15 protein-coding genes are annotated in these 13,760 nt (G+C 55.6%); 4 read left to right on the forward strand and 11 right to left on the reverse strand.

The window, feature by feature from the left end:
- Positions 1-93: 93 nt before the first annotated feature.
- The 3 genes from fieF to cpxP form a co-directional block, all read right to left on the reverse strand.
- Positions 94-987: a CDF family cation-efflux transporter FieF gene (gene fieF, locus UR504_RS19655; RefSeq protein WP_023309697.1), complete on the reverse strand. Its 894-nt coding sequence runs from the start codon at positions 985-987 to the stop codon at positions 94-96.
- Positions 988-1,242: 255 nt separating this feature from the next.
- Entirely contained in the window at positions 1,243-1,539 is a 297-nt protein-coding gene (locus UR504_RS19660) for a TM2 domain-containing protein (protein WP_115876978.1), read from the reverse strand.
- Positions 1,540-1,734: 195 nt separating this feature from the next.
- A complete protein-coding gene (cpxP, locus tag UR504_RS19665) occupies positions 1,735-2,241 on the reverse strand; it encodes a cell-envelope stress modulator CpxP (RefSeq protein ID WP_024909200.1) in 507 nt (168 codons plus the stop codon).
- A gap of 151 nt (positions 2,242-2,392) precedes the next feature.
- Between cpxP and cpxR the strand changes: the two genes are divergently transcribed.
- Together cpxR and cpxA are read left to right on the forward strand one after the other, a co-directional pair.
- Complete coding sequence (cpxR, locus tag UR504_RS19670; protein ID WP_006179159.1) at positions 2,393-3,091, forward strand: envelope stress response regulator transcription factor CpxR; 699 nt, start codon at positions 2,393-2,395, stop codon at positions 3,089-3,091.
- Positions 3,088-4,461, forward strand: a complete 1,374-nt coding sequence (gene cpxA, locus UR504_RS19675; RefSeq protein ID WP_045329509.1) for an envelope stress sensor histidine kinase CpxA — start codon at positions 3,088-3,090, stop codon at positions 4,459-4,461. The genes cpxR and cpxA overlap by 4 nt, the downstream gene beginning before the upstream one ends.
- Positions 4,462-4,513: 52 nt before the next feature.
- On the opposite strand, the gene yiiM is transcribed toward cpxA, so the two are convergent.
- From yiiM to UR504_RS19705, 6 genes are all read right to left on the reverse strand, one after another.
- Positions 4,514-5,188 (reverse strand): 6-hydroxyaminopurine reductase, encoded by a 675-nt coding sequence (gene yiiM / locus UR504_RS19680; protein WP_407719103.1) that lies wholly within the window; start codon positions 5,186-5,188, stop codon positions 4,514-4,516.
- Between the two features lie 70 nt (positions 5,189-5,258).
- Positions 5,259-5,879 (reverse strand): superoxide dismutase [Mn], encoded by a 621-nt coding sequence (gene sodA, locus UR504_RS19685; RefSeq protein ID WP_003861999.1) that lies wholly within the window; start codon positions 5,877-5,879, stop codon positions 5,259-5,261.
- 162 nt (positions 5,880-6,041) lie between these two features.
- Entirely contained in the window at positions 6,042-7,307 is a 1,266-nt protein-coding gene (locus UR504_RS19690) for an MFS transporter (RefSeq protein ID WP_127732645.1), read from the reverse strand.
- Positions 7,308-7,351: 44 nt separating this feature from the next.
- On the reverse strand, positions 7,352-9,475 hold the full coding sequence (locus UR504_RS19695) for an alpha-galactosidase (RefSeq protein ID WP_271369682.1): 2,124 nt from the start codon (positions 9,473-9,475) through the stop codon (positions 7,352-7,354).
- 104 nt (positions 9,476-9,579) lie between these two features.
- Entirely contained in the window at positions 9,580-10,575 is a 996-nt protein-coding gene (locus UR504_RS19700) for a LacI family DNA-binding transcriptional regulator (protein WP_127732649.1), read from the reverse strand.
- 17 nt (positions 10,576-10,592) lie between these two features.
- A complete protein-coding gene (locus UR504_RS19705; protein ID WP_023309744.1) occupies positions 10,593-11,141 on the reverse strand; it encodes a helix-turn-helix domain-containing protein in 549 nt (182 codons plus the stop codon).
- A gap of 102 nt (positions 11,142-11,243) precedes the next feature.
- On the opposite strand from UR504_RS19705, the gene UR504_RS19710 reads away from it, so the two are divergent.
- Complete coding sequence (locus tag UR504_RS19710) at positions 11,244-11,903, forward strand: AzlC family ABC transporter permease (RefSeq protein WP_008501825.1); 660 nt, start codon at positions 11,244-11,246, stop codon at positions 11,901-11,903.
- Positions 11,903-12,226, forward strand: a complete 324-nt coding sequence (locus UR504_RS19715) for an AzlD domain-containing protein (RefSeq protein ID WP_111963949.1) — start codon at positions 11,903-11,905, stop codon at positions 12,224-12,226. The genes UR504_RS19710 and UR504_RS19715 overlap by 1 nt, the downstream gene beginning before the upstream one ends.
- A gap of 39 nt (positions 12,227-12,265) precedes the next feature.
- Here UR504_RS19715 and UR504_RS19720 read toward each other — a convergent pair whose 3' ends face one another.
- Complete coding sequence (locus tag UR504_RS19720) at positions 12,266-12,478, reverse strand: DUF1471 domain-containing protein (RefSeq protein WP_023309747.1); 213 nt, start codon at positions 12,476-12,478, stop codon at positions 12,266-12,268.
- Between the two features lie 114 nt (positions 12,479-12,592).
- The gene (fdhD, locus tag UR504_RS19725) at positions 12,593-13,429 is read right to left on the reverse strand and encodes a formate dehydrogenase accessory sulfurtransferase FdhD (protein ID WP_115876973.1); all 837 of its coding nucleotides are present in this window, start codon (positions 13,427-13,429) and stop codon (positions 12,593-12,595) included.
- Between the last annotated feature and the right edge of the window lie 331 nt (positions 13,430-13,760).

The raw sequence follows: 13,760 nt of genomic DNA on the forward strand, positions 1-13,760 counted from the left end.
TATCAATCCCTTCCAGCTGAATTGATTCAGGTCAGACCAAACGGCGGTAATTTATACACAAAATGCTGGCCTGGCTCACTTTTTTACAACGAATTACGAAAGCCCAACATGACCGGGTACAACCGAGCAGGGATCCTGGTGAATGATGACGTCTGAACCAGGAAAACGCTGCAAAATCGCCTGCTCGACCTGCTCAGCAATAACGTGAGCCTGTACCAGTGGCAGGTTGTCTTCCATTTCAATATGAATCTGTATAAAGCGGGTCGGCCCTGACTGCCGCGTTCGAAGATCGTGTGCACCGCTGACGCCGGGCCAGGAGGTCACGATAGAAAAAATTTCATTACGTTCTGAGTCCGGGAGGGCGCGGTCAAGCAGTGATTGCACCGCTTCATACCCCATCCGCAGAGCGCTATATAAAATATAGATACCAATCCCTAACGCAAACAACGCATCGGCGCGATGCCAGCCATACCAGGCCAGACCGAGCGCAATAAGAATAGCCCCATTCATCATAACATCAGATTGATAATGAAGCATATCCGCCCGTACAGCCTGACTTTGCGTTTTGCGAACAACCCAGCGCTGGAACGTTACCAGAACGAGTGTGCATATAAGCGCGACTATCGTCACAACGACTCCCACGCCGGGATCGTTCATCGGTGTTGGCGAGACGAGATGCTGAATGCCGGTTAAAAACAGGAACAGCGCAGAGCCGGAAATGAACATACTTTGCGCCAGCGCGGCCAGCGACTCCGCTTTGCCGTGCCCAAACGTGTGCTCTTCGTCCGCTGGCTGCAGCGAGTAACGCACCACCAGCAGGTTGGTCAACGAGGCGGCAATATCCATCAGCGAGTCCACCAGCGCCGCCAGAATACTGACCGAGCCGGTATACCACCACGCAAAGATTTTAATCAGTAACAGGCTGGAGGCCATGACGGTCGCCGCAATGGCGGCCCGGCTGACCAGTCTTCCATAGGATTGATTCATAAACGCTCCTGTCATGTTATGCCGCTAGTATAACGGAAGCATTGGGAGTCAAAGGATGAATAAACGGTTAACAAAAGAAATGACGAGCAAAAGACCTGTCGCAGATGAAGAGAAATAGATTATGCAGGATTACAATCATACTATTGATATAAATGGTTTTTATAACGAGATATTCGCCCGTGACGTTCATCAATAAGAAAGCCCCGTTTAAAAGGGGCTTTCCTGATTTGAAACCTGAAAATGCTAAGTCAGCACTTAACCATATTTTCTGGCAAAGTCATCTTCAGAGGTGCACAGATAGATAATAAACTCAATGAAGGCAATGACTGACGGTATGAAGGTCCAGCAAAAGATGAGGTAAAGGAATCCCTGGCCAATCTTACCTAAGTAAAATTTATGTGCGCCCAGGCCTCCTAAGAAGAAAGCGAGCAATGCTGCGGTAAGCTTATTTTTACTTCCTGCTGCAACCTGGCTTGCGCCACAATGCGGACAGGCCTTAGCGGTACTGTGCAACTCCTTGCCACATCCTCGGCAAAAAACCATTCCTGACATGATATCCCCTTTTGTTTCTTATCAGTAGCTTGCATATTTTACAAACAATTCAGAAAAATACTATTTTAAAAAGAATATATCGTCGGAATGAAAATAATGAGCCCTTGATTTAGGGGGGTAGAAGAAGGAATAAAAAAAACCCCCACATCATGTGGGGGAAGACAGGGATGGTGTCTATGGCAAGGAAAACAGGGTTTACTGGTTACTACGGGTACTGCTATTGCTACTGAAAAACGTCGTTTCTGAGCTTCGCTGCATCCGTGCAACCTCTCGCAGCTGGTCCATTCTCTGCTGATGTCTGGTGTTCAAAACCGCTTGCTGCTCGGGCGTTAGCAGATGGAACATCTGGTTGCGGACCTTCGCCATCTCTACCTGGCGGGCAACCTGTTCCTGTGCCATTTTTTCGGCCTGAGCGCGTACAGCGCTTTCGTCAAAATTTTCTGCGGTGACAAGGCGATGCATTGTCTCCATTTCGCTAACATTAACAGGGGGCTGGTCGTGTCTTGCCCTCTGCATCAGATCTCGCATCTGTTGACGCTGATGTTCGGTTAAACTTATGCCGTCAAACATATGGCTTTGGCTGCTGTTCTGCGTTGCGCCCTCTTGTAAGGGACTGTTATCGCTGATGATAGCTTCAGCAGCCTGGCTAAACGCACTGAACGCCAGCGTTGAGGCCATGACGGCAGCGGTAACTTTGCGCATCACTTGCTCCCAAAAATCTTTCGTGTCGCGATTCAACGAGAGACAGTCTACGATTCAGGCTGCAAACATGCGTCAGGGGGTGTAAAACAACGTAAAGTCATGGATTAGACAGCCTTGATGTCGTAATTTCTGCCTCGGAGGTATTTAAACAATGAATAAAATCCTGTTAGTTGATGATGACCGAGAGCTCACATCCCTTTTAAAGGAGTTGCTCGACATGGAAGGTTTCAACGTCCTGGTTGCCCATGATGGCGAGCAGGCGCTGAGTCTCCTTGACGACAGCATCGATTTACTTTTGCTCGACGTGATGATGCCGAAGAAAAACGGTATTGATACGTTGAAAGAACTTCGCCAGACACACCAGACTCCCGTAATCATGCTGACCGCACGCGGCAGCGAACTTGATCGCGTACTCGGCCTTGAGCTTGGCGCGGATGACTATTTACCAAAGCCGTTTAACGACCGTGAACTGGTTGCCCGTATTCGCGCTATCCTGCGTCGTTCCCACTGGAGCGAACAGCAGCAAAATACCGACAACAGCTCACCTACACTAGAAGTCGACTCCCTGAGCCTCAACCCGGGCCGTCAGGAAGCGAGCTTTGATGGCCAGACGCTGGAACTGACCGGCACGGAGTTCACCCTGCTATATCTGCTGGCGCAGCACCTCGGCCAGGTGGTTTCGCGTGAACATCTAAGCCAGGAGGTTCTGGGCAAACGCCTCACCCCGTTTGACCGCGCCATCGACATGCACATCTCTAACCTGCGCCGTAAGCTGCCGGAGCGTAAAGACGGTCACCCATGGTTTAAAACCCTGCGTGGTCGCGGTTATCTGATGGTTTCCGCTTCATGATAGGAAGCTTAACCGCCCGCATCTTCGCCATCTTCTGGCTGACGCTGGCACTGGTTTTAATGCTCGTACTGATGTTGCCAAAACTTGACTCACGCCAGATGACGGAGCTTCTCGACAGCGAGCAACGTCAGGGCGTGATGATCGAGCAGCACGTGGAAGCCGAGCTGGCAAACGATCCGCCAAACGATTTAATGTGGTGGCGCAGGCTGTTTCGCGCTATCGACAAGTGGGCGCCGCCCGGACAACGCCTGCTGCTGGTGACCAGCGAAGGCCGCGTGATTGGGGCCGATCGCAATGAAATGCAGATTATCCGCAACTTCATTGGCCAGGCGGATAACGCCGATCATCCCCAGAAGAAGAAATATGGGCGCGTAGAGATGGTGGGGCCTTTCTCCGTCAGGGACGGAGAGGATAATTATCAGCTCTACCTGATTCGCCCCGCGAGCAGCTCCCAGTCCGACTTCATCAACCTGCTGTTTGACCGCCCTCTCCTGCTGCTGATTGTTACTATGCTGGTCAGCTCGCCGCTGCTGTTATGGCTGGCGTGGAGCCTGGCAAAACCGGCGCGTAAGCTGAAGAATGCCGCCGATGAGGTGGCACAGGGTAACCTGCGACAACACCCTGAACTGGAAGCCGGACCGCAGGAGTTCCTTGCCGCCGGGACCAGTTTTAACCAGATGGTGAGCGCTCTCGATCGCATGATGACCGCACAGCAGCGCCTGCTGTCGGATATCTCGCACGAGCTGCGCACCCCGCTTACGCGCTTACAGCTTGGCACCGCGCTGCTGCGTCGCCGCAGCGGGGAAAGCAAAGAGCTGGAACGTATCGAAACCGAAGCTCACCGCCTGGACAGCATGATCAACGATCTGCTGGTCATGTCCCGCAATCAACAGAAAAACGCGCTGGTTAGCGAAACGGTGAAAGCGAATCACCTCTGGCACGAGGTGCTGGACAACGCGGCATTCGAAGCAGAGCAGATGGGCAAATCCTTCACCGTCAACTTCCCGCCGGGCCCGTGGCCGCTCTACGGTAACCCCAACGCGCTGGAAAGCGCGCTGGAGAATATCGTGCGTAACGCCCTGCGCTACTCGCATACGAAGATTGAGGTGGCGTTCTCGGTGGATAAAGACGGGATCACCGTCATTGTCGACGACGACGGTCCTGGCGTCAGCCCGGAAGATCGCGAGCAGATTTTCCGTCCGTTCTATCGTACCGATGAGGCGCGCGACCGGGAATCCGGCGGCACGGGGCTGGGTCTGGCGATTGTTGAAACCGCCATGCAGCAGCACCGCGGCTGGGTGAAAGCCGACGACAGCCCGCTGGGTGGACTACGGTTAACGCTGTGGCTACCATTGTACAAGCGTTCGTAACCCCCTCACCCTAACCCTCTCCCCGAAGGGGAGAGGGCCGGGATGAAGGGCACTACTTACCCCACAATCTCCGGGAATTATCCTCGATCCTGCTGCTTAAACGTCGCTTCTGCATCGTTCTTGTCCAGCTGGTCGATAGCCCCGCCGCCGAAAGCAGGCGATGATACTGCTCGTCATCAAACGGCATATGCCACGCAATGGCGCAGGCGTCATAAACAGACACCTCACTCAGGCGTGATACCAGCTCGAGCGGCGCATCTGCTGCGACCTGCCCGGCCAGCACCACCCGGTACAGCCAGCCGGTTTTACCCGCGCTTTGCATCTGAGCCGACATGTCATGAATACCGAAATGGAAGTTGAGCTTGAAGCACGGCGAGCGTGGCTGCGTCACCTGAATCAGGGCATCGCCCCAGCGGTAGATATCACCGATAAAAACGTTCTTTTCGGTGAGCCCTTCGGTGGAGAGATTCTCGCCAAACGCGGGGGCGACGAAGAGATCCGCCTGCTCGGGGAACTCGGTTTTCCAGTACTGATAGTGTTCGCGCGGATAGTGGCACAGCGCGCGCTCCGGCCCGCCGTGGATCTTCTTTTCGGCCTGCTCGTCGCCAGCAAGCCCGAGGTCGGTCAACGTCAGCTCACCGTCGACCTGAATTTTGGCGATGGCGCTCGGGCGGCTGCCGTCGTACTCCCTTACCTTGCCTGTAAATACATTCACCGGATAATGCATCGCTGCTCCTTTCTGCAGATACAAAAAAAGCGAGCCATCAGACTCGCTTCTCACAGGCGTCAATGCAACCTTATTTTTTAGCGGCGAAACGCGCTGCTGCTTCGTCCCAGTTCACCACGTCCCAGAACGCTTTAATGTAGTCCGGGCGACGGTTCTGGAATTTCAGGTAGTAAGCGTGTTCCCACACGTCCAGACCCAGGATTGGGAAGCCGGATGCGCCAGAGATCGCTTCACCCATCAGCGGGGAATCCTGGTTAGCAGTAGAAACAACCGCCAGTTTGTCACCTTTCAGTACCAACCACGCCCAGCCGGAGCCGAAGCGGGTTGCAGCGGCTTTCTCGAACTCCGCTTTGAAGTTGTCAACGGAACCGAAGTCGCGCTCGATAGCCGCTTTCAGGTCGCCCTGCAGGGTGGTACCGGTTTTCAGGCCTTTCCAGAACAGGCTGTGGTTTGCGTGGCCGCCCGCGTTGTTACGCAGCACGGTTTTCTTGTCCGCTGGCAGCTGGTCCAGCTTGGTGATCAGCTCTTCAACAGGCAGGTTAGCGAACTCTGGCAGGCTTTCCAGCGCGGCGTTCGCGTTGTTCACGTAGGTCTGGTGATGTTTAGTGTGATGGATTTCCATCGTCTGCTTGTCGAAATGCGGTTCCAGTGCGTCGTAGGCATACGGCAGGGATGGCAGTGTATAACTCATAATCCTCTCCATTATTGTCGGGCGGCACAGCTGTTAATGCCGCGTAAGCAGTTGGTTCATTATAGTTAATTAAATGATATTGAAAATGATTATCAATGCCGTAGTTTTTATAAGGTTATTCATTTTTTGACCAACGCAGGAATAGTGAATGTGTTCAGGGCGTTAATGGACTTCCAGCGCCTTATTGCCTGCCGCAATCTCCTCCCTGCTGCTGAGCGTAAACGCCGACACCACCGTAATCGCCAGCACGAAACAGCCCAGCATCAGGTATGTCTCCTGGAAACCGATCCGGTCATACATATTTCCGGCAAACGCGGAAAGGAAGATCGCTGCCGACTGTTTGGCAAACTGGAAGCCAATCAGGTAGATAGTCGCCGAAAGACGCGTATCAAACACCCCGGTGATGTACTTGAAGGCCCCCACCAGCAGGAACGGCACCTCCAGCGCATGCAGCATCTTCAGGGCAATAACTTCTACAGCGGTGGTGGCAAACGACGAGCCGATAATGCGCGTCGCCATAATCACCCCGGCGATGAGCAGCGTGTTTTTCGCGCCGATGCGGTTAATGATCCACGGTGAACAAAACATGATGATCGCGTTGCAGATTTCCCCGGCAGTGGTCGCAAAACCAAAGGCGCGAGTGCCCTCCTGCGGCGTGGCGAAGAACGTTTTGAAGAAGGTAGCAAACTGCTGGTCAAAGACGTCATAGACGCAGGCCACGCCAATCACGTACAGAATAAACATCCACATCCTGCGCTGACGGAACAGGCTAAAGACCGTTTTCGCGGTGATCTGCGGCTGGTTGGCACCCAGCGCATTCATCACCTGCGCCGTCTGGTTGGGTTTTGGCTTCGCGACCACCAGCAATAGCATCAACAGCAGCGCCGCCGCCGAACCCATCCAGAAAACATACGACGGATCGATGCCGAACAGGATCCCGCCCGTGGAGGCGCATAGCCCCCAGCCGAGGCAGCCAAACATGCGCGCCTTACCGTACTCAAAAAAACTGTTACGGCTCACGCGTTCAATGTAGGCCTCAATGGCCCCTGAGCCCGCCGAAAAGACAAAGCCGATATACATGCCGCCGCTCAGCGCGCCCAGCCAGATGTTGGCTTTTAGTAACGGCGCGAAGACGTAGAGGAAGAAAGGGGCAAACAGGAACAGCAGCACGGAGATGATCCACAGCAGGTGTTTTTTTAGACCCAGTTTATCCGAGATCACCCCAAGCACCGGCTGGAAGGCAATGGCCGAGAGTGAGATGCAGGAAAAGACGATGCCGGTATGGGTTTTGTTCAGGCCGATGATATCCGACAGCCAGATCGGCAGGAACGGAAAGCAGGTGGCCATGATGAAGAAGTAGAGAAAGAAGAACAGCCCGAAAATCCAGAAGTTAGGGTTGTCTTTGTGGGTACAGGGTGTTGTGTTCATTATTTTTATCCTCAACGGAGGGCCGGCAGCGCGGCCCGTCACCTTTACACGCGTTCAACGCCAATCAGAACGGCGGTTTCCGGATCCAGAATCGGCAGCGCAATGCCCGCCTGCATCAGCCACTCGCCGCTCGCCGTTTGCGGTGTTTCCATCCATGCCGGCAGCTTGCGCATGGTATGGCCTCCTTCACCGGTAATGTGAATATCAGGGTGATCGAGCAGCGAAATACGATACTGCGCGCTGGGCTCAAGCCCCGGCATGCGCAGCGGCATCATCAACGTGTAGTCCGGCATGGCGAGCTGGCTGACGATAAACAGCCCCTGCGTTTTATCTTCGCTCACAATACCCTGTGCCAGCGTAGTGGCATCAGGCATATCCACGCGCCATTGTGTGCCCTGATGAATAACCTCGCGCCACTGCCTGTACAGCGCGGCGTAACGGCGATAGCCTTCGCGCTCCTTCTCATCGACGGTGAGGGGATCAAGTTCCAGCCCCATATGGCCAAACAGCGCCGTTAGACCGCGAAATTCAATGCTGTGCTGGCGGAAGGTGGCGTGACATTTATGATGACCGATATGCGCCCCCATCACCTCCGGCGGAAAGAAATAGCTCATGCCGCGCTGGATGGTGTTGCGCTCCAGCGCATCGTTGTTGTCCGAGGCCCAGAAGCGGTGGCAGCGCGTCAGCACCTCATAGTCAATTCGCCCCCCGCCGGATGAGCAGGATTCAAATTCGATGTGCGGAAAACGTTCACCCAGCACGTCCAGCAGGCGATAAAACTGGCGGGTTTGCGCGTCAGCAGCGGCCTTCCCGTCGTGACCCGGCTGTACCAGCTCACGGTTCATGTCCCACTTCACGTAGTCGACTTCATGTTCACCCAGAAGCCAGCTCATGCGTTCCACAAGATAATCAAATGCTTCCGGGATACTCAGATTGAGCACCAGCTGGTGCCGCCCGGTGTGTTGTTTGTAGCCCGGCAGTGCCAGCACCCAGTCAGGGTGCGTGCGGTACAGATCGGAATCCGGGTTGATCATCTCCGGCTCAACCCAGATGCCAAACTCCATACCGAGCCGTTTGACGTGGTCGATCACCGGCGTCAGGCCGTTCGGGTATTTTTTCTCATCCAGATACCAGTCGCCCAGCGCGGCATGGTCGTCATTACGGCCTTTGAACCAGCCGTCGTCAATGATGAAGCGCTCCACGCCCAGGGCGGCAGCCTCGTCGGCCATGCGCATGATGTAGTCCGGATCGTGGTTGAAGTAGATCCCTTCCCAGGTATTGAGGTGCACCGGGCGCGGTTTGTTTTCCGGGAAGCGGATAACGTTGTTGCGCAGGTAGCGATGAAACGGCTGGCTCATGCCGTTCAGGCCATGCGTGGAATAGCTGGCATACAGGCGCGGCGTCCAGAGCGTATCGCCCTCCTCAACCGCCATTTCGCCCGGCAGGTAGAGGGCTTCAGCCTGCAGATAGCGGCGGCCGTCGGTTTTGGCTTCCGCACGCAGGCGGTGGTTGCCGCTCCAGCCCAGATGCACGCCCCAGACGTCGCCGTGCATTTCGCTGAACGACGGCGTCCCGGCAATCAGCGCCGGGAAGTGTTCATGGGAGGTTTTACCCCGGCGGTTTTCAATCACAAAGCTGTCGTGTTCAAGCGTCACGCGGTGCGGCTGAAATTCCCGGATCCAGCGACCGTGGAAGGCCATCACCTCCTGAGCGCGTTCGGCCACCGGCAGCGTGACGGCGAAACGGTCCACCTGCCACGCCTGCGCTTTCAGGTTCGTTAAACCGTGACGAACCACCAGCACGCCGCTGGCATCCAGCGCCAGCTCGCTGGTCAGACGCAGGCCCGCATGTTCATCTTCCGCCGTCACCGTCAGGGTTTGTCCTGACTGCTGTACGTCTGTGGTGGTGAACATGGGTGAACCGTCCAGCCCCTGCCGATGCCCCTCAATGCCGGGAGCACCAAACAGACCGTGCCCCAGCTCGGCCATCAGCGTGACCGGGGAGTCGACGTCAAGCCTGCCGTTGGCAACAGGGCGCGCGATCATAGCAACATCCTGTGGCGAAAAGTGCTGAAGGTGCGGCCCCCAGTAGAGAATTTCGGCGAACGGGTACGTTTTGATCACCACATCTACCGTGTTGCTTTCAAGTCGTAAAACGGAATCTTGCATCAGACATCTCCTGTCATCGGGATGATCTGAGTGTTGATCCGAAACGTTTCGGATACAAACCAAAACGTTTCGGTTTTGTGATCGGGTTTAGAAAATGGAGAGATTCAGGCCGTTTGGCCGGGAGAAAATTCGGGCTGCCAGAGCACCTGAAGCCGTTCAATATCGTCGCCGTTAATCAGCTGACGCACCATATCGGCAATCTGTTTCCCGACGCCCTGGCGGGTGGACTGGATCACTGCCGCCACGTCGGCATCGACGATACTGTCCTGCGGGAGCCCGTCATAAACAACCAGCGCAACGGCGCTCTCGCCGGTCAGACGGCCCAGCTCTGCCAGCGCCATCGCCGCGCCGTCACCGTGAGTGTTGCAGTCGGTAATGATGGCCGTGGGCGGCTGCGACAGCGAGAGAAGCTCTTTCGTGGTGGCATAACCCACGCGGCGCGAAGGGGGCATGGCGCGCAGCCATTCGCTGGAAAGCCCGGCTTCCCGCAACGCGTCCAGATAGCCCTGACGACGCTGGGTGATGAATGCCTGATTGTTGCTTTCGCCCAGTAGGGCAATGCGCTGATGGCCTTTCCCGATTAGCCAGCGTGTAGCATTGTACGTACCGGCATAGTTGTCGAAGTCGAACCACGCGTACGGCTGCGGTAGCTGGCTGCGACCAAGCGCCAGAAAGGGAAATCCGGCGGCCTGCAGCTGCTCAAGTCGCGGATCGCGATCCAACGTGTGGGCCACAATCAGCGCATCCACGCGGCGGCTTTGCACCATGCGCATATAGCTGTGCTTATCCGCCAGATCGTCGTCGGCGATAAGCAATAAGTCGATCTCATGTCGCGCCAGTTCGTGGCTAATTTCGCCGACCATGTCCATAAATACGCTGTTATTGAGCGGAACAGGATGGACCGGGAACACCAGCCCAACGGCATCAATTTTGCCCATCTTCAGGCGGCGGGCGAAAGTGTTAGGCCGATAGCCGCGTCGCTGGGCTTCCGCTTCTACGCGAGCGCGCGTCTCGGCGGAGACGTCGTCATATCCGTTGAGGGCGCGGCTGACGGTGGTGACTGACAGCCCCAGTTCTTTGGCAATGGCTTTAAGCGACATGAGTTTCCGTATCTCTGTTAGTTTTGTTCCGCCACCAGCAGCGCGTAAGTGTCTGGCTCCAGGGCCTTGAAGATGTGCGGCTGGTCGGCGGGATAACAAATGTAATCCCCTGCGCCGAGCTCTTCCGCCGCGTCGAGCAGGCCGACCAGCGCCCGGCCCTGCGTCACAATAATATGTTCAACAGAGCCCGGCGGATGCGGCTGAGAAATACGATCTGCGCCCGGTTGGGTCATCAGAAGATAGACATCGCGGCGCGCGCCGGGAGGGCATGCCGCCAGTAAAATGGCTTCATAATTAGCCTGTCCGGCGACCACTTTTGTCCCTTCACCACGGCGGATCACCTGCGTGGTCGGCAACTGCGGCTCAAGCAGGCGGGCGAAAGGAATATCCAGCGCCACGCACAGCGACCACAGCGTTTCCAGGCTAGGGTTACCGTTGCCGGACTCCAGCTGGGAAAGAGTGGATTTAGCGATCCCGGCACGGCGGGCAATTTCCGCCAGCGAAAGCCCGGTGCGCAGACGTTCCCGCACCAGACTTTTAGCGATCAGGCTGATTGGCTGCGTCATATAACGGCCTCTTGTTCTATAAAACGAACGAATCGTTCGCCTTGAAAATCAGTTTCGTTGCGTTCATTATAATGGATACACGTTCGATATGGCTAAAAATGTATGAAGCATCATCTCTCTTGTCTGAAAGGCGACACCATAAAAGCAATCATCCTGGTCTGCCTCGCGGTGGGCGTGGTGGGAATGTCCTACGGCTCGCTGGCGATGGCCTACGGTTTCCCGGTCTGGGTGCCGTTTGTGCTCTCCATCACCGTACTCGCGGGCGCGTCAGAGTTTATGTTTATCGGCATTGTAGCAAGCGGCGGTAACCCGCTGGCGGCTGCAGCCGCGGGTTTGCTGGTCAACGCGCGCCACGTGCCGTTTGGCGTGACGGTGCGAGAACTGGTCGGTAAGCGCGGTCTGAGCCTGTTGGGCTGCCACATCATGAACGACGAAAGCGTGGTGTTTGGCCTGTCGCAAAAAACCGCCGAGCAGCGTAAAGCCGCCTACTGGCTGTGCGGTTTAGGCGTCGCCATCGTCTGGCCGCTTGGCGCGCTACTGGGTGCCATGGTCGGCAAACTGCTGCCGGACCCGGAAACCATAGGCCTGGATGCGGTATTCCCGGCGATACTGCTGGCATTAGTGGTTCCCGCATTTAAAAACCGCACCACGCTGATACGCGCCTGCAGCGGTGCCGTTCTGTCGCTGGCCGCCGTGCCGTTTGCCCCGGTAGGTCTGCCGGTACTGCTCTCTTTGCTCGGTCTTGCCGCGAGGAAAAAATAATGGAAAACATGACGTTCTTTATTCTCGGCATCGCCATTTTGTCTGCGGGAACCTATTTGATGCGTCTTGGCGGAGCGAAACTGGGCAGCAGGCTGGCATTGTCAGAGCGTTCACAGGCGCTGCTGTCAGATGCGGCAACGGTATTGCTGTTTTCCGTGGCGCTGGCGACCACGTTTTATGAAGGTGACCACTTTGCCGGCATGGCGCGCGTGCTGGGCGTGGCGTTTGCAGTGTTTTTGGCCTGGCGGAAGATGCCGTTAATTGTGGTGATCGTAGCGGCGGCAGTGGTAACCGCGCTGCTGCGCGTGGCGGGCATAAACTAAAAAAGCGCCCCGGGGGCGCTCTTTCGACGGTGTGACAGCTTATTTAGTCAGTTCAGCGGTCATGTGTACGCGGTTACCTGAGAACGCCTGGGTAATTTTGTACGATGACGCGCCGGCTTCCTGAGCCTGAGCCGCGATTTTAGCTTCTGCGCCATCAATGGTAGAGGCGGTTGCGGTTACGGTCTGTGCAGCGAAAGAACCGAAAGAAGTAGCCAGAGCGATTACAGCGACAAAAGTTTTGATGCTTTTCATGATATAAACCCTTTCATTAAGTTGTTTTGGTAAGGCACCGTGCCTTGATGAGATAAATACTAGACCTCATCATGATCAACTAAAAGCGGAAGGATTTGCTATTATCATTCAAAATTACTGATCAACTATCAATCGTTGTGGATGGGTATAAATCGTCGCCCTTCCCGGCTTGCAGAAGCCCACCAGCGTCAGGTTGCAGCGCTCCGCCACCTCCACCGCCAGCGTTGTTGCGGCTGAGACCGCAAACAGAATTTCCACACCGCACATGGCGGACTTTTGCACCATCTCGTAGCTGGCCCGGCTGGAAACGAGTGCTGCCCCCTGCTTCCAGACCTCACTTTCACGTGCCCGGCGACCGAGCAGCTTGTCCAACGCCACGTGGCGGCCAACGTCCTCATGTCCCCCGGCAATATCCCCCGACGGCAACACCCATGCCGCCGCGTGCGTGCAGCCGCTCAGCTGGCCGATGGGCTGTACATCATTCAGGTGCTTAAGCGCATGGTCGAGGTGCGCCAGATTAAAGGTCTGAGTAAACGGCAATGGCGCAACGGGTTTACCAATATCATTGAGCTGCTCAACGCCACACACGCCGCAGCCGGTACGCCCGGCCAGCGCGCGACGGCGCTCTTTCAGCCCCATAAAGCGGCGGCTGGAGAGTTCGATCTGCACTTCAAGACCGTTGCAGGCCTGCACCACGTCCATACCGTAGATCTCCTGCGGATTCTCGATGATGCCTTCCGAGAGGGAAAAACCGATGGCGAACAGCTCAAGATCTTTCGGAGACGCCATCATCACCACATGCGAGATGCCGTTGTAAACGAGCGCAACGGGTACTTCTTCCGCCAGAAAATCCGGCGTGGTATGGGTGATGTGGGGCGGTCGGTGTACCGACAGTTCCACAATACCTGCAGGTAGTGGTGACGAGTGGGGAGCACGGTTTTGTTTAGACACAGCGGTATTCCTGAACAACCACGGAGGTGAGTGTGCTATTGCAGCATAAACCACAGGCTGTACGCATAGTATGGATCAACTTTTCGATAACCATTCTCCTACTCATTTTTCAGGGGTGCAACCTGCCACCGGCTACACCGCATTAACATGCCGAGCCGTTAATGTGATCAATGTCACACTTTATAATCAACATGGTGATAATACGTTCACTTTGTATTAACGCCATTAGAACAGCGGTACCGACAATGTGGTATTCTGATGATATCCCTCGTGGAATTGAGGGATTAACGCAAATTTTTCTCCTTTGCGGTCAATTCTCAACCGCGAAGTC

The sequence above is a fragment of the Enterobacter sp. 241F3 genome (genome assembly GCF_034106785.1).
In the GTDB taxonomy this organism is placed as follows: Bacteria; Pseudomonadota; Gammaproteobacteria; order Enterobacterales; family Enterobacteriaceae; genus Enterobacter; species Enterobacter vonholyi.